This is a genomic window from Arthrobacter sp. E44 (assembly GCF_041877125.1).
Lineage (GTDB): Bacteria > Actinomycetota > Actinomycetes > Actinomycetales > Micrococcaceae > Arthrobacter.
The window spans coordinates 18,288-34,243 of sequence record NZ_JBHDJA010000001.1 but is presented as its reverse complement, the minus strand read 5'-3'; the positions used below and the strand labels follow the sequence as shown (position 1 = coordinate 34,243).

Here is a 15,956-nt window from a genome sequence, read left to right as displayed (position 1 = left end):
CAGGGCGCCCAGCGCTGCTCAGGCATCCGACAGGTGCGCGATGGTGGCCGACGCGCGGCGCTGGGCAGCGAGCGGCACGTCGTCGATGATGTCCGCCAAGAACCCAAAACGCCGCAGCCATTGGCTGGTCTGACGTTCCGGGCGGGCGTTGGCGCGTTTCCACCAGTCCGCGATGTCGCCCCAGCCCGGGGCCGCCAGGGATCCGCCCACCTCCTGTACCGCCAGGGACGCGCACAGGTTGGCAAACCGCAGCCTGTCCCCCAGCGGCCAGCCGGCAAGAGTGCCGACGATAAATGCCGCGTCAAAGCAGTCACCCGCCCCGGTGGGATCGTGTGCCTTGACCGGAAGCGACGGAACCCACTCCTCCTCCCCGGTTTCCGAGTCCACGGCCATGGCACCCTGCGCTCCGAGGGTCACCACCGCCACGGGAACGCGATCAGCCAGTGCATAGAGGGCACTCCACGGGTTGTCCTTGCCGGTGAAGGCCATGGCCTCGCGCTGGTTGGGCAGGAAGGCGTAAAAGTACTGCAGGTTGTCCAGCCGCACCGGAGCCCACTCCCCGCTGGGATCCCACCCCACGTCCCCGAACAGCTTCACCCCGGCCGAATGGGCAGCCCGGGCCCACGGTTCCATCTCCAGGCCCACCTCCGCAATGCCGGCGAGCGCCTTGGGCGGGTCTCCGATCAGTTCGGAGTTTGTCACCGGGGCGGAGTGCCCGTGGGTCACCAGGGAACGGTCCTGGTCCACGCAGAGGGACACGGTGACCGGAGAGTGCCAGCCCGGGACGCGGCGGGACAGGCTGAGGTCCACGTGCTCCTGGCCGGAGAGGATCTTCCAGTTGAAGTCCCCGTATCCGTCATCCCCGAAAGCAGCCGCCAGGCCGGTGCGCAGCCCCAGCCTGGCGGCGGCAATGGCCTGGTTCGCCACCCCGCCGGGGCAGCTCCCCATGCCGTCGCTCCAGACTTCGGTGCCTGGTTCGGGACCGTGCGGCAGGCCCGTGAAGATGATGTCCTGGAAAACCGTCCCGGCGAGCAGCAGGTCGAATCCCGGCTCGGCATGTGGGCGGACGGCAGCCAGCGGATCGAAGGGGCGTGCTGGCATCGCGTCCATAGTGCGCAGGATACGCCGCACCGCACTGCTCCGGTAGGGGCTTTCGAATGGCCTGGACACGATGTCGGAGGCCGGTCCTAGACTTCATCCATGCGGCTGATGATTGCCGGCGGCGGGGGTTTCCGGGTGCCGCTGATCTACCGGGCTTTGGTGTCCGGCCCCTTTTCCGGGCTGGTCACCGAACTGGTGCTGTACGACGTCGATTCCGCCCGCCTGAACGCCGTCACCTCGGTGCTGCAAAGTATGCCGGGGAGCGGGGGTGCCCGGCTTCCCGTGCATGCCACCACCGATCCTGCCGCAGCCCTGGACGGTGCCGACGTGGTGTTCGCGGCCATCCGGCCAGGCGGCACGGCGGGGCGCATCGCCGACGAGAAGGTGGCCCAGGGCCTCGGGCTGCTGGGCCAGGAAACTACCGGCGCCGGCGGGATCTCCTACGCCCTCCGGACCATCCCGCACATGCTTGGCCTCGCCCGGCTGATGCGGGAACACTGCCCGGACGCCTGGCTGATCAACTTCACCAACCCGGCCGGAATGGTCACCCAGGCGCTCCTCCCAGTTCTGGGCCACCGTGTCCTTGGCATCTGCGACTCGGCGGGCGGGCTGGTGCAACGGGCAGCGGCCGCCGCCGGCGTTGCCTTGGCGGCGGGACGGCTCGACGGCGTGGGCTACTACGGGCTGAACCACCTGGGCTGGCTGTACCGGCTGGAGTCCGGCGGGACGGACGTGCTGCCTGGCCTGTTGGCGGACGCCGACGCGCTGCACTCGTTCGAGGAGGGCCGGCTCTTCCCACAGCCGTTCCTGGCCGCCCTGGGCCTGCTGCCCAACGAGTACCTGTATTACTACTACCAGCGCGACGCCGCCCGGCAGGCGATCCAGGCCATGGCACAAACCCGCGGAGAAAGCATCCACACCCAGCAGCAGGAGCTGTATCCGCGGCTGGCCGCTGCCGGGCCGGAGTCCTATCGGCTGTGGGAGGAAGCCCGGCGGTCACGTGAGGAGGGGTACCTGGCCGAAGCCCGGCATGACGGCGAGCGCCGGAATGAGGAGGACCTGGCCGGCGGCGGGTATGAACGGGTGGCGCTGGGGGCCATGCGCGCCCTGGCCGGTGGCGGGGAGGCCCAGCTGATCCTCAATGTCCGCAACGCCCTACCTGCCATGGGCAACGCGGATACCCGGGCACCCGAACCGTCCACTGCTCGCCCAAGCCCTTCCCAACCCGCCATTCCCGGTTTTCCCGCGGACGCCGTCGCCGAAGTCCCCTGCACTGTTACGGCTGACGGCGCCTTCCCGCTGCCGCAGCAGATGCCCGCCGGCGCGCAGCTCGAGTTGCTCCAGCGGGTCAAGGAGGTGGAGCGGTTCACGGTGCAGGCGGCCACCACCGGGGACCGTGCCGCAGCCCTTGAGGCCTTCGCCCGGCACCCGCTGGTGGATTCGGCAGACCTGGCCGCCAGGCTCCTGGCCGGCTACGAACAGGCTTTTCCGGATCTGGGGAAGATGTGGGAGGGCGGTGGGCGTTACGGGAAGGAGTAGTGTTTTACCGAATGCGCACTGAACCGGCTCCGTTGACGCGCGCCGGCGGCCGGAAGGAGGTCCCGTGGCACTGATCCGCAGGGTCGCTTTGCTCTCCCTCCACACCTCCCCCATGGAACAGCCCGGTTCGGGCGATGCCGGCGGAATGAACGTCTACATCCGCGAGCTGGCGTCGGCGCTGGCCGAGGCGGGCGTTGAGGTGGAGATCTTCACGCGCGCCACGTCCGTGGACCAGCCCGCCGTCGAGCATCCCGATCCCGGTGTGTGCGTGCACAACGTGCTGGCCGGACCGCCCAGGAAGATCCCCAAGGAGGAACTTCCCGGGCTGCTGCACGCCATGGTGGCGGAAATCGAGCAGATCCGCCGGCGCCAGCCGCACGGGCGCTATGACGTGATCCATTCGCACTACTGGGTGTCCGGGATCGCCGGGCTGGAGCTGTCCCAGCTGTGGGGTGTGCCGCTGGTCCACACCATGCACACGATGGCCAGGGTCAAGAACCTGCTGCTGGAGTCCGGCGAGCAACCGGAGCCGCGGCGTCGCGAGTTGGGCGAGCACCGCATCGTGGAGGGTGCGTCCAGGCTCATCGCCAACACCAGCTCCGAAGCCGCCGAGCTCGTCTCCCACTACGGCGCCACCTACGACCGCATCGATATCGCACCGCCCGGCGTCGACCTCGCCACGTTCACCCCGGCGTTCCGGGCACGGTCCAGGATGCAGCACGGCGTCAGCCCTGACACCTTCCACCTCGTCTTCGCCGGCCGGATCCAGCGGCTGAAGGGTCCGCAGGTCCTGGTCAAGGCTGCCGCGCTGCTCCGGAAACGCCGCCCGGACATCGACCTGCGGGTCACCATCCTGGGCGCCTTGAGCGGCAACAAGGAATTCAACCTCCGCTGCCTGATCAAGGAGGCAGGAATGGACGACGTCGTCACGCAGCTTCCGCCCGTCAAGGCACCTGAGCTTGCGTCCTGGTTCCGTGCCGCCGACGTTGTGGTGATGCCTTCCTTCAGCGAATCCTTCGGGCTTGTGGCCCTCGAGGCGCAGGCCTGCGGAACGCCGGTGGTGGCCACCCGGGTGGGCGGATTGTCCCGCGCCATTTTCCACGGCCGCACGGGCCTCCTGGTGGATGGCCACCACGCTGCCGACTGGGCCGACGCCTTGGAAGCCCTGTACGACGACCCCGCCACCCGCGAGGACCTGGGCCGGGCCGCCGCCATCCGGGCACAGAGCTCCGGCTGGCAGCGCACTGCCGCCATCACGCTGGAGAGCTACCATGCCGCCGTCGACAGCTTTGTGGGCCGCCGCCTGGCCCCGGTGGTGCCCGCTTCCTGACGTTCCTTCGTCCTTCGCCCCGCTGCTGTTAGCTTAGGGGCAGGTCTCCGGCGCGGGCCGGTGCAGGAAAGGACAAGGATGTCGAAGTTTCCTTCTGATCTTGAAATAGCACGTGCTGCCCGGATCCGGCCGATCGGGGACATTGCAGCTGCCGCGGGGGTCAACGCCGACGCCCTGGAGATGTACGGGCGGTATAAGGCGAAGATCGATCCGGGCCGCCTCGCTGCCCCCGCTCCGCACGGCAAGGTGGTGCTGGTCTCGGCCATGTCACCCACCCCGGCGGGCGAGGGCAAGTCCACCACCACAGTGGGCCTGGCGGATTCCCTGGCCCGGGCCGGGCACAAGGTGATGATCGCGCTCCGGGAGCCATCGCTGGGACCGGTGCTGGGCATGAAAGGCGGCGCCACCGGAGGGGGATATTCGCAGGTGCTGCCCATGGACGAGATCAACCTGCATTTCACCGGGGACTTCCACGCGATCACGTCAGCCAATAATGCGCTGATGGCCTTGGTGGACAACCACATCTACCAAGGCAACGCGCTCAACATCGATCCGCGCCGGATGACGTTCAAGCGCGTGCTCGACATGAACGACCGGTCTCTCCGCGAGGTGGTGATTGGTCTGGGCGGGCCGACCCAGGGCGTGCCGCGGCAGGACGGGTTCGACATCACCGTGGCCTCGGAGGTTATGGCGGTTTTCTGCCTGGCCACCGATCTGGCTGACCTGCGCACCCGTCTGGGGCGCATCACGTTCGGTTACACCTATGACCGGAAACCCGTGACGGTGGCCGACCTAGGCGTGGAGGGCGCCTTGACGCTGCTCCTCAAGGAGGCGGTCAAGCCCAACCTGGTGCAGACCATCGCCGGCACGCCCGCGCTGGTGCATGGCGGCCCTTTTGCGAACATCGCCCATGGCTGCAACTCGCTGATCGCCACGCAGACCGCCCGGCGCCTGGCGGACATCGTGGTCACCGAGGCCGGCTTCGGGGCGGACCTGGGGGCGGAGAAGTTCATGGACATCAAGGCGCGGTACGGCGGCCTGGCCCCGTCCGCCGTCGTGGTGGTAGCTACCATTCGGGCCCTGAAAATGCAGGGCGGAGTGGCCAAGGACCAGCTGACCCGGCCGGATATCCCTGCACTGGAAGCCGGCGTGGCCAACCTGCGCCGGCACATGCGCAACGTGGAGAAATTCGGGGTCACGCCGGTGGTGGCCATCAATCAGTTCTCGTCCGATTCGCCCGAGGAACTGGACTGGTTGCTGGCGTGGTGCGCTGCGGAGGGCGTACGGGCAGCCGTTGCGGATGTGTGGGGCCGCGGCGGCGGGGGCGACGGCGGCGATGAGCTCGCGGCATTGGTGGCACAGGCAGTGGAGGCGCCCAGCAGCTTCCGGCATCTGTACCCGCTCGAGCTGTCCGTGGAGGACAAGATCCGCACCATCGCCCAGGAAATCTACGGTGCCGACGGGGTGGACTTCTCCGTTCCGGCGCTGAAGCGGTTGGCCGATATCGAGCGGAACGGCTGGGGCTCCCTGCCGGTCTGCATGGCCAAGACGCAGTACTCGTTCACGGACGACGCCTCCCGCCTCGGCGCGCCCAAAGGATTCACCATCCACGTCCGCGACCTGCTGCCCAAGACCGGCGCGGGCTTCATCGTCGCCCTGACCGGGGCCGTGATGACCATGCCGGGCCTCCCCGCGGCCCCGGCCGCCCTGCGGATGGACGTGGACGCAGAAGGCAACCCCGTTGGCCTCACCTAGCACCCCCGCTCACCTTTGGCGCGCCTTTCAGAAACCCCCGCTCCCGTTTGGCAGCTCTTCCAGAAACCCCCGCTCACCTTCTGCTTCTTTTCCAGGAACGCCCGCTCACCTTTCGCAGCTCTTTTAGGAACGCCCGCTCACGTTCTACCCTGTGCTGGGCACCTGTGGATAACTTCAAACTGACTCCAGCTGTTTGTATGAGAATGCAGTATGCGATCCCGCCCGCCCCTACCCGAGCAATTGGCCAGCAGCCCTTTCACGCTTGAGAATTCCAGGAATGCCGGACTGCATCGCAACCGCTTGCGAGGCAGGGATATTCAGCACATCAGCCGGGGACTCTATCGTCCTGCCAACTGGGACTTCTGCCTGGAGGATGCTGCCCGCGCCCTTTCCGAAGCGACGCCCGGAGCATGGATTTCGCACGTGACCGCGGCCAGAATCCGAGGTTCTCTTCTGCCCGCATGGCTCTCAGACTCCAACGCGCTGCATCTCAGCAAGTCCACTGCCCTTCCCGGAGCGCGGAGAAAGGGAATCCATGGCCACCGGGTCATTGTGAAGCCCGGTGAGGTCGAGTTCGTCGAGGGAATTTGGCTGAGCACCAGGGCGCGAACCTGGTTGGACATGGCACGGCAGCTGCCTTTGAACGACTTGGTGGCCATGGGAGACCAACTCGTCCGGACACCCCGCCCAGAACTTGAGGGCAGGAAGGGCGCCTACTCAACCGTTGAGGATCTGCGGTGTTTGGTCGCCCGACACCCAAATCTTCAGGGCGTTGTTCGTGCCAGGCAAGCGCTGGACCTGATCCGGGTCGGATCTGATTCCGCGCCAGAAACGTTTCTTCGATTGTCCATGCTGGACGCAGGCCTTCCCGAACCCGAGTTGCAGGTTGGGCTTCGCCCAGGGGACGCGCGATCGCCGTCTGCTGACCTCGGCTTTCGACGACGGAGAGTTGCAATCCAGTACGACGGCGGCCATCACCTATTGGAGCCGCAGCGCCTGAGTGATCGGCGCAGGGACAAGGCCTTCGGAGCGGCTGGGTGGACTGTCGTCATTGTCGACAAGGCCGATCAGGAAGATGATTTTGCGGCTGCCATCAGGAAAATAAAAAGGGCCTTGAGTAGTTCAACCGTCGATCCCTCAATCAGGTCGGGGTTCGCCAATGAGTGATTCAGCAGCTCCTACGTTCCGCACCTCTGAACCTCATTCCGGCCCTTTTGCGCCTGCGAGAAGACCGCACGTTTAGTATCCGGAACAAGTCCAGCTAGCGTGAGGGCGTCCCGCCAAGACATACCCAACGTGAGCGGGGGTTGGAGAAAACCCAGCCAAAAGTGAGCGGGGGTTAGTAGAAGGCGTGTCAGAAGTGAGCGGGCGTGTTAACGGAGGACGCTCCCCCACCGGTGAACCGGTGAGGGAGCGACTGAAAGGGGTACGAAAGGGTTAGCGCTCCACGTCGCCGCGGATGAAGGCTTCGACCTTTTCGCGGGCGAGGTCGTCGTTGAACTGCTCCGGCGGGGACTTCATGAAGTAGCTCGACGCCGACAGCAGCGGCCCACCGATGCCACGGTCCAGGCCGATCTTCGCCGCACGGATCGCATCGATGATCACACCGGCAGAGTTCGGCGAATCCCACACCTCCAGCTTGTACTCCAGCGACACGGGGGCGTCACCAAAGTTCCGGCCCTCCAGGCGGACAAAGGCCCACTTCCGGTCATCGAGCCACTGCACGTAATCGGACGGGCCGATGTGCACGTCCTTGGCGGCCAGCTCGGCCTCAACGTTGGAGGTCACGGCCTGGGTCTTGGAAATCTTCTTGGACTCCAGCCGGTCACGCTCCAGCATGTTCTTGAAGTCCATGTTCCCGCCAACGTTCAGCTGGTACGTCCGGTCCAGGGTCACACCACGGTCTTCGAACAGCTTCGCCATCACGCGGTGTGTGATGGTGGCACCGATCTGGCTCTTGATGTCATCGCCCACGATGGGCACGCCGGCGGCGGTGAACTTGTCAGCCCACTCCTTGGTCCCGGCAATGAAGACCGGCAGGGCGTTCACGAACGCCACCCCGGCGTCGATCGCTGCCTGGGCGTAGAACTCGGCAGCCTGCTGTGAACCGACGGGCAGGTAGCAGACCATCACATCCACCTGGGCGTCCTTCAGGGCCTGGACCACGTCCACGGGCTCTTCGGTGGACTGCTCGATGGTCTCCAGGTAGTACTTCCCCAGCCCGTCCAGGGTGTGGCCGCGCTGGACCGTCACGCCGGTGGGGGGAACGTCGGCGATCTTGATGGTGTTGTTCTCACTGGCAGTAATGGCATCGGCAAGGTCAACGCCGACCTTCTTGCCGTCCACGTCAAACGCGGCGACAAACTCAACATCACCCACGTGGTACTGGCCAAACTCAACATGCATCAGGCCCGGAACGGTATCCGCCGGATCGGCGTCCTTGTAGTACTGAACGCCCTGCACCAGCGAGGCAGCGCAGTTACCCACGCCAACGATTGCAACACGAATGGGATGTGAAGACACAGAACTCCTTTGGGGACAAACGTCAGCCTGCCTGGTTTGCCTCCGAGTAATGGACGACGGCGGCCGGCTGGCTTGGCGCCACGCGGCGCCTTTTCATACTACCCAAGGAGCGGGGCCGGGCGTTGTCACGCCCGGCCCCGCTCCGTAAAGATAAACCTCAGTCAGGCGTTCTGCTTCCAGAGGTTGATGTCCGACTCCACCGCGAATTCGTCGATGGCGGTCAGTTCCTCGTCAGAGAAGCTGAGGTTGTTGATGGCGGACAGGCTGTCCTCCAGCTGCCGGACACTTGAGGCACCGATCAACGCAGATGTCACGGGCGAACCCTTCGGCTGGTCACGCAGGATCCAGGCGATGGCCATCTGGGCCAGTGTCTGTCCGCGGCCTTCGGCGATCTTCCGCAGCCCGCGGACCCGGTCCAGTTTCTCCTCCGTAATGGACTCTTCGGAGAGGAAACGGGCCTTTGCTGCGCGCGAGTCGGCAGGAATGCCGTGGAGGTAGCGGTCCGTGAGCATCCCCTGCGCCAGGGGCGAGAAGGCGATGGAGCCGGCGCCCACCTGGTCCAGCACCTCGTAAAGGTTGGGTGATCCGTCTTCGGTCCAGCGGTTGAGCATGGAGTAGCTGGGCTGGTGGATCAGCAGCGGCGTGCCGAGTTCCTTGAGGATGCGGGCCGCCTCGAGGGTCTGCTCCGGGGTGTAGGAGGAGATGCCGGCGTAGAGCGCCTTGCCCGAGCGGACGGCGTAGTCCAGGGCACCCATGGTTTCCTCCATGGGCGTCTCGGGGTCGGGGCGGTGGCTGTAGAAGATGTCCACGTAGTCAAGGCCCATGCGCTGCAGCGACTGGTCCAGGCTGGAGATCAGATATTTGCGGGAACCCCATTCACCGTAGGGGCCGGGCCACATGTAGTAGCCGGCCTTGGTGGAGATGACCAGTTCGTCGCGGTACGGCTTGAAGTCATCCTTGAGATGGCGACCGAAGTTGGTCTCGGCCGATCCGTCCGGCGGACCGTAGTTGTTGGCGAGGTCGAAGTGGTTTACCCCGAGGTCGAAGGCGCGCCGGAGGATGTCGCGCTGGTCCTCGAAGCGCTTGTCGTCCCCGAAGTTGTGCCACAGGCCCAGGGAAATGGCCGGGAGCTTGAGGCCGCTGCGGCCCACCCGGCGGTAGGGCATGGATTCGTAGCGGTTGTCCGCTGCAATATAAGTCATACGTTCCATCCTGCCAGTTGTGACCCGCGCTACACGGGAGGTTGTTAGCGCTAAGAAGAAAAGTTACGCCGGGGACGAATGCCCCCGGCGTAACTCCTGCTTCAGGACTTGAGGATCGCGGCACTCCACGGCGCCAGGGCAACCGAGCCGCCGTCCAGCGCGTTGCCCTCATCGGTGGCCAGGATGAGGTCGCCGGCCGTATCGTCCAGCCGCACCTTGGCGTCCGACAGGTTCACCAGCACCTCGACGGAACCGCGCCGGAAGCGCAGCCAGCCGGCGTCGTCGTCGAACGAAACCTCTGTCTCACCGAAGCCAAGGCCCGCCAGGTCCGGATGCTGGCGGCGCAGCGCCGTCAGCGACCGGTACAGCTCCAGCAGCCGCGCATGGTCACCCGTGGAAGCCTCGGACCAGTCCAGCTTGGACCTGCGGAAGGTTTCCGGGTCCTGCGGGTCAGGCACGACGGCGGGATCCCACCCCATGCGCTCGAATTCCTTGATGCGCCCTTCCGCGGTGGCCTTTCCTAGCTCCGGTTCGGGGTGCGAGGTGAAGAACTGCCACGGCGTGGTGGCCCCGTATTCCTCGCCCATGAACAGCATGGGCGAGAACGGAGAGGTCAGCGTGAGCACCGCGGCTACGGCAAGCTGCCCGTAGGACAGGGACTGCGAAAGCCTGTCCCCCGTGGCCCGGTTGCCGATCTGGTCGTGGTTCTGGTTGCAGACCACCAGCGCCGCCGGGTGCACCAGCGAGGCGTTGATGGGCCGGCCGTGGTGGCGGCCGCGGAAGCTGGAGTAGCTGCCATCGTGCAGGAACCCGTCCTTCAGCACCTTGGCCAGCACGGCCAGGGATTCGAAGTCGGAGTAGTAACCGGTGGTTTCGCCGCTGACGCTGACGTGCACCGCATGGTGGAAGTCATCGCTCCACTGCCCGGCCAGTCCGTACCCGTTGATGTCGCGGGGGTAGATCAGGCGCGGGTTGTTCAGGTCGGATTCCGCGATGAGGGTCTTGGGCAGTCCGGTCTCAGCCGAAATGGCGTCGCCCAAGGCCCCCAGGTCCTCCAGGATGTGCACGGCACGCTCATCGCGCAGCGCGTGCACGGCATCGAGCCGTAGCCCGTCCACGTGGTAATCGCGCAGCCACAGGGCCGCGTTGTCCAGGATGTATTCCCGGACCACATCGGAGCCGGGTCCGTCCAGGTTCACCGAGTCACCCCAGGTGTTGGCGTCGCCCTGCTTCAGGTACGGGCCGAACTTGGGGAGGTAGTTGCCGCTGGGCCCCAGGTGGTTGTACACCACGTCCTGGATGACGCCGAGACCTGCCCCGTGGGCGGCGTCGACGAACCGCTGGTACGCAGCAGGCCCGCCGTAGCCTTCATGCACGGTGTACCACTGGACGCCGTCGTAACCCCAGTTGTGAGTCCCGTTGAAACCGTTGACCGGCAGCAGTTCGATGAAGTCGATGCCCAGGTCCACCAGGTAGCCGAGCTTCTCCACCGCGGCATCGAGGGTTCCTTCGGACGTGAAGGTGCCCACGTGGAGTTCGTAAATGACGGCTCCCTGCAGGTCCTTGCCGCGCCAGCCGGAATCCTGCCAGGCGTAGGCGGCCGGATCGTAGGTCCGGGACTGCTCGTGGACGCCGGCGGGCAGCCGCCGGGACCGCGGATCCGGAACAGGGGTGGTGTCCCCGTCCAGCAGGTAGCCGTAGTCCACGTCCCCGTCCGCCGGGGCCTCGGGCGCCGTCCACCATCCTTCGGAGCCGGGCGCCGTTTCCTTCTGCTGCATGGGGTACTGCCGGCCGTCAGCCACCAGTACCACCGACGAAACGTCCGGCGCCCACACATCGAAGCGTTCGGGTCCAACGTTGACCAGGGTCATGCTTTTTCTCCATCCACAGGTGCCAGCAGGGCCACGGGATAGGTACCCAGCACCTCCGCGACCGAAACCTGGCCGGGTCCGTAGCTGGCTCCCGTGAGTTCGTCGCGCATGGCAGTGGAAAGGTCGACGGCGGTGTCCCGCCACCCGCCGCTGGCTTCCAGTCCGGCGGGGAGCCGAGTGGCCAGCGTGAGGGCACCGGAGGAGGCGTCGGTCCCGCGGCTGAACGCGAGCAGGTGCCCGGCCGCTGCGCCGGTGGCGCCCACCGGCACATATCCCTGGAACAGCTCAGGACGGTCCCGGCGCAGGCGCAGTGCCCGTGAGGTGACCAGAAGCTTGCTGGCCTCGGTGCCTGCGTCCGGCAACTCGCCGGCGTCGAGCTTTGCCAGCTCCTCCTGCCGGGCACCAAAGTCCACGGGCCGGCGGTTGTCCGGGTCCGTAAGCGAACGTTCCCAGAACTCGCTGCCCTGGTAGACGTCGGGCACGCCGGGCATGGTCAGCTGGACCAGCTTGGCGGAGACCGAGTTGGCCGCGGAGAAGGCGTCGATCCGGGCCACGAAGTCCGTGACCACCTTGGCGACCTTGGCGTCGTCGAAGACTGCATCGACGGCGGCCTTCACCTTGGATTCAAACTCCTCGTTGGGGTCGGTCCACTTGGTGGAGTTGCCGGCTTCCCGCGCGGCCTTTTCCGCGTAGCCCTGCAGCCGTTCCCGGCTTGCCGGCCACGCGCCGACGATCGCCTGCCACAGCAGGTTCTCGTACGGTCCGTCCGGGATCGGCGCCAGCTTACGAAGCTCCGCCAGCGTTTCGGCCCACTCCTCCGGCAGCTCGGCGATAACCGAGATCCGGGCCCTGGCGTCCTCGCTGCGTTTGGTGTCGTGCGTGGACAGCGTGGTCATGGACAGCGGCAGCTCCTGCTGGCGGCGCTGCATCCGCTGGTGGAATTCCTCCGGAGACACGGCGAACTCGGTGGGTTCAGCACCCACTTCGGTCAGCGTGCCCAGCCGGGTGTAGCGGTAGAACGCGGTGTCCTCCACGCCCTTGGCCATGACCATGCCGGAGGTCTGCTGGAACCGGATGGCGATGGCGTTGGCGGGATCCAGCAGCAGCGGGAGAAGGGTCCCCACTGCCACTTCCAGGTCCGGCCGGTGCGCGGCGGCTGATTCGCACGCCTCCTTGAGGACGTCGGCGCCCGCGGGCAGGTAGGACCGGTACACCGGGAAGGACGCAATAATCTCCGCGATGGCATCCGCTGCCTGGTCCACGCTGAGCCCGTGGGATTCGGGAACCAGCCGCGCCAGCCGCAGCACCTCGGAGCGCAGGATGCCGTCGGCGATCATGCGCTTGGTGCCGCGGATCATCTCGGCGTAGTCGGCTGGTTCGGAGGTACCCCGGAGGGAAGCGTCCAGCGCATCCAGCCCTGGCTGCCCGGCCGGGTCAACGAAGACCCGGTCCACGTCAGCCAGCGCGTCGTATCCGGTGGTCCCTTCGCAGGCAAAGTCCTGCGGCAACTCCTCGCCCGGCTCCAGGATCTTTTCCACTAGGACGTACGCGCCCCCGCTGAGGTCCTTGAGCCAGCGGAGGTAGCCGGCGGGATCGGCAAGCCCGTCCGGGTGGTCCACACGGAGCCCGTCCACCAGGCCCTCGGTGAACCAGCGGCCCACCTCGGCATGCGCCTTTTCGAAGACGGAGGGAACCTCCACCCGGATGCCGGCCAGCGTGGTGACCGCGAAGAAGCGGCGGTAGTTCAGCTCGGCGTCGGCGCGGCGCCAGTCCATCAGCTGGTAGTGCTGGCGGCTGTGCACGTCCTGCGGGGAGTCACCTTCGCTGTACGTGCCCTCGGCCAGCGGGAACCGGTGGTCGTAGTAGCGGAGCTCGCCGTCCTTGACCTCCAGCTTGTCCAGGTCGTCGTCCGAGCCCAGCATGGGGAGCCGGACCTTGCCGCCGCCCAGGTCCCAGTCGACGTCGAACGCTTCGGCGTAGGGCGACTCGCGGCCCTCCTTGAGCAGGGACCACCACCAGGGGTTCTGCACGGGAGTGGCCACGCCCACGTGGTTGGGAACGATGTCCACCAGGACGCCCATGCCGTGTTCGCGGGCGGCCTTGGACAGGGCCAGCAGGCCTTCCGGGCCGCCGCGGTCCGGGTCCACTGCGGAAGGATCGGTCACGTCGTAGCCGTGGTCCGAGCCCTTTTCCGCGGTGAGGATGGGCGACAGGTACACCCAGTCGACGCCGAGGTCCTTCAGGTACGGGACCTTTTCGGCGGCGTCGAACAGGGTAAAGCTGCTGCGGATCTGGAAGCGGTAAGTGGAGACCGGGGTCCTCATGCCTTGGCTTCCTCGTCGGCGCCCGTTGCCCTTGCCTCGCTTGCTTCCGCGGCTTTGGTCTGGGCTTCCACCATTTCCTCCTGTGCTTCCTCCTGCTCGGCCATCGAGGCAAGCGACGCGGCTGCGGAGTAGTCGACCTCTTCCTCCGGGCCCGAGTAGGCGCGCAGCACCACCATCGACTTGGCCTGCAGCTTCAGCGTGGCACCGGCCTTGAGGGGTTCATAGTCGTCGGCCTGGGCGGCGGTGTCGAACTGCACCTCCCAGTACTGCGAGTACTCCTCAGCGGGAAGGCAGAAGTCCACTTCGTCATCGTGGGCGTTGAAGGCCATGATGAAGCTGTCATCGGTGATCCTGCGGCCGCGGGAATCCTTTTCCTGGATGCCGTCGCCGTTGTAGAAAACGCCGATGGTGCGGCCAAAGCCACTCCCCCAGTCCTCGGGCAGCATTTCGGTACCGTCGGTCTTCAGCCAGACGATGTCCGGCAGCTTTTCGCCCTCGCCACGGCGGACCGGGCGGCCGTCGAAGAAGCGGCTGCGGCGGAAGGTGGGGTGGTCGTGGCGGAGCTTGTTGACGAAGGCGGTGAACTCCACCAGGGGCTGGTCCATGGCTTCCCAATGGATCCAGCTGAGCTCGGAGTCCTGGCAGTAGGTGTTGTTGTTGCCCTGCTGCGTGCGGCCGAGTTCGTCGCCGTGCAGCAGCATGGGGACGCCCTGGGAGAGCAGCAGCGTGCCAATGAAGTTCCGCTGCTGACGGGCGCGCAGGGACAGAACGGTTTCATCATCCGTGTCGCCTTCCACGCCGCAGTTCCAGGAGCGGTTGTGCGATTCGCCGTCGTTGTTGCCTTCGCCGTTGGCCTCGTTGTGCTTCTCGTTGTAGGACACCAGGTCCCGCATGGTGAAGCCGTCGTGGGCGGTGACGAAGTTGATCGACGCCACGGGGCGGCGGGCCGAGCTTTCGTAGAGATCGGCGGAGCCGGTCAGACGGGATGCGAACTCGCCCAAGGTGGAGGGCTCGCCGCGCCAGAAGTCGCGGACGGTGTCGCGGAACTTGCCGTTCCATTCCGTCCACTGCGGCGGGAAGTTGCCCACCTGGTAGCCGCCGGGACCGACGTCCCACGGCTCGGCGATCAGCTTGACCTGGGAAACTACCGGATCCTGCTGAATGAGTTCGAAGAAGGTGGAGAGCTTGTCCACGTCGTAGAACTCACGGGCCAGGGTGGAGGCGAGGTCGAAGCGGAAGCCGTCCACGTGCATTTCGGTGACCCAGTAGCGCAGGGAATCCATGAGCAGCTGCAGGGAGTGCGGGTGGCGGACGTTCAGCGAGTTGCCGGTGCCGGTGTAGTCCATGTAGTGCTTGCAGTCGTTGTCCACCAGGCGGTAGTAGGCCTGGTTGTCGATGCCCTTGAAGGACAGCGTGGGGCCCAGGTGGTTGCCCTCGGCTGTGTGGTTGTAGACGACGTCGAGGATCACTTCGATGCCGGCACGGTGCAGGTCGCGGACCATGGCCTTGAATTCCTGGACCTGGTGTCCCACGTCGCCCGTTGCGCTGTAGGTGTTCTGCGGCGCGAAGAAGCCGATGGTGTTGTAGCCCCAGTAGTTGTTGAGGCCCTTCTCCACCAGGGTGCCGTCGTTGACGAACTGGTGGACAGGCATGAGCTCGATGGCGGTGACGCCGAGCTTCTTCATATGCTCGATCACGGCGGGGTGCGCAACACCTGCGTAAGTTCCGCGCTGCTCTTCGGGGATCTCCGGGTGCAGTTCGGTGAGGCCCTTGACGTGTGCTTCGTAGATGACCGACTGGTGGTACGGAATCTTCAGCTGGCGGTCGCCGTCCCACTCGAAGAACGGGTTGATGACAACACCGTGCATTGTGTGGGGAGCGGAATCGGCGTCGTTGCGGGAGTCGGGGTCGCCGAACTCGTAGGAGAAGAGCGCGGGATCCCAGTCGATCTGCCCCTGGATGGCCTTGGCATAGGGGTCCATCAGCAGCTTGTTGGGGTTGAAGCGGTTGCCACTTTCGGGATCGTACGGCCCGTGCACGCGGTAGCCGTACTTCTGGCCGGGCTGGATGTGGGGCAGGTAGCAGTGCCACACGTAGCCGTCCACTTCGGTCAGCTCAATCCGGGTTTCAGTCAGGTCATCGGCCAGGAGGCAGAGTTCGACCCGCTCGGCCCGTTCGCTGAACAAGGCAAAGTTAGTGCCGGTGCCGTCAAAGGTAGCTCCCAGCGGGTAGGCATTTCCAGGCCAGACTTCCATCGTGCTCCTCATTTATTGGTCAGCAGCAGAGGACATCAGGGCGCCCCTACTGCTGG

At 66.1% G+C, this 15,956-nt stretch carries 9 protein-coding genes; 3 read left to right on the top strand and 6 right to left on the bottom strand.

All coding sequences use genetic code 11. From position 1 onward, the window contains the following. Positions 1 to 18: 18 nt before the first annotated feature. Positions 19 to 1,110 (bottom strand): carbohydrate kinase family protein, encoded by a 1,092-nt coding sequence (locus ACETK3_RS00140; protein ID WP_237428615.1) that lies wholly within the window; start codon positions 1,108 to 1,110, stop codon positions 19 to 21. Positions 1,111 to 1,200: 90 nt separating this feature from the next. Here ACETK3_RS00140 and ACETK3_RS00135 point away from each other — a divergent pair, with 90 nt between their 5' ends. From ACETK3_RS00135 to ACETK3_RS00125, 3 genes are all read left to right on the top strand, one after another. Continuing rightward, positions 1,201 to 2,640: a 6-phospho-beta-glucosidase gene (locus ACETK3_RS00135; protein ID WP_373992322.1), complete on the top strand. Its 1,440-nt coding sequence runs from the start codon at positions 1,201 to 1,203 to the stop codon at positions 2,638 to 2,640. Between the two features lie 64 nt (positions 2,641 to 2,704). Then, complete coding sequence (mshA, locus tag ACETK3_RS00130) at positions 2,705 to 3,970, top strand: D-inositol-3-phosphate glycosyltransferase (RefSeq protein WP_373992321.1); 1,266 nt, start codon at positions 2,705 to 2,707, stop codon at positions 3,968 to 3,970. 78 nt (positions 3,971 to 4,048) lie between these two features. Beyond that, positions 4,049 to 5,725: a formate--tetrahydrofolate ligase gene (locus tag ACETK3_RS00125; protein WP_373992320.1), complete on the top strand. Its 1,677-nt coding sequence runs from the start codon at positions 4,049 to 4,051 to the stop codon at positions 5,723 to 5,725. Between the two features lie 1,437 nt (positions 5,726 to 7,162). On the opposite strand, the gene ACETK3_RS00120 is transcribed toward ACETK3_RS00125, so the two are convergent. The 5 genes from ACETK3_RS00120 to glgX form a co-directional block, all read right to left on the bottom strand. After that, entirely contained in the window at positions 7,163 to 8,248 is a 1,086-nt protein-coding gene (locus tag ACETK3_RS00120) for an inositol-3-phosphate synthase (RefSeq protein WP_236799062.1), read from the bottom strand. Between the two features lie 161 nt (positions 8,249 to 8,409). Then, positions 8,410 to 9,450 carry an L-glyceraldehyde 3-phosphate reductase gene (mgrA, locus tag ACETK3_RS00115; protein WP_236799063.1) on the bottom strand — a complete coding sequence of 347 codons (1,041 nt, stop codon included), beginning with the start codon at positions 9,448 to 9,450 and terminating at the stop codon, positions 8,410 to 8,412. Positions 9,451 to 9,551: 101 nt separating this feature from the next. Further along, positions 9,552 to 11,321: a malto-oligosyltrehalose trehalohydrolase gene (gene treZ / locus ACETK3_RS00110; RefSeq protein ID WP_373992319.1), complete on the bottom strand. Its 1,770-nt coding sequence runs from the start codon at positions 11,319 to 11,321 to the stop codon at positions 9,552 to 9,554. Beyond that, the gene (treY, locus tag ACETK3_RS00105) at positions 11,318 to 13,645 is read right to left on the bottom strand and encodes a malto-oligosyltrehalose synthase (protein ID WP_373992318.1); all 2,328 of its coding nucleotides are present in this window, start codon (positions 13,643 to 13,645) and stop codon (positions 11,318 to 11,320) included. Before treY ends, treZ begins: the two co-directional genes overlap by 4 nt. After that, positions 13,642 to 15,900 carry a glycogen debranching protein GlgX gene (glgX, locus tag ACETK3_RS00100; RefSeq protein WP_236820161.1) on the bottom strand — a complete coding sequence of 753 codons (2,259 nt, stop codon included), beginning with the start codon at positions 15,898 to 15,900 and terminating at the stop codon, positions 13,642 to 13,644. The genes treY and glgX overlap by 4 nt, the downstream gene beginning before the upstream one ends. Positions 15,901 to 15,956 lie beyond the last annotated feature (56 nt).

What these genes read in the sequence shown, in the direction of transcription:
- ACETK3_RS00125 (WP_373992320.1), top strand. Translation starts at nt 4,049, where the DNA reads ATGTCGAAGTTTCCTTCTGATCTTGAAATAGCACGTGCTGCCCGGATC.
- treY (WP_373992318.1), bottom strand. Translation starts at nt 13,645, where the DNA reads ATGAGGACCCCGGTCTCCACTTACCGCTTCCAGATCCGCAGCAGCTTT.
- glgX (WP_236820161.1), bottom strand. Translation starts at nt 15,900, where the DNA reads ATGGAAGTCTGGCCTGGAAATGCCTACCCGCTGGGAGCTACCTTTGAC.
- mgrA (WP_236799063.1), bottom strand. Translation starts at nt 9,450, where the DNA reads ATGACTTATATTGCAGCGGACAACCGCTACGAATCCATGCCCTACCGC.
- treZ (WP_373992319.1), bottom strand. Translation starts at nt 11,321, where the DNA reads ATGACCCTGGTCAACGTTGGACCCGAACGCTTCGATGTGTGGGCGCCG.
- ACETK3_RS00135 (WP_373992322.1), top strand. Translation starts at nt 1,201, where the DNA reads ATGCGGCTGATGATTGCCGGCGGCGGGGGTTTCCGGGTGCCGCTGATC.
- ACETK3_RS00140 (WP_237428615.1), bottom strand. Translation starts at nt 1,110, where the DNA reads ATGGACGCGATGCCAGCACGCCCCTTCGATCCGCTGGCTGCCGTCCGC.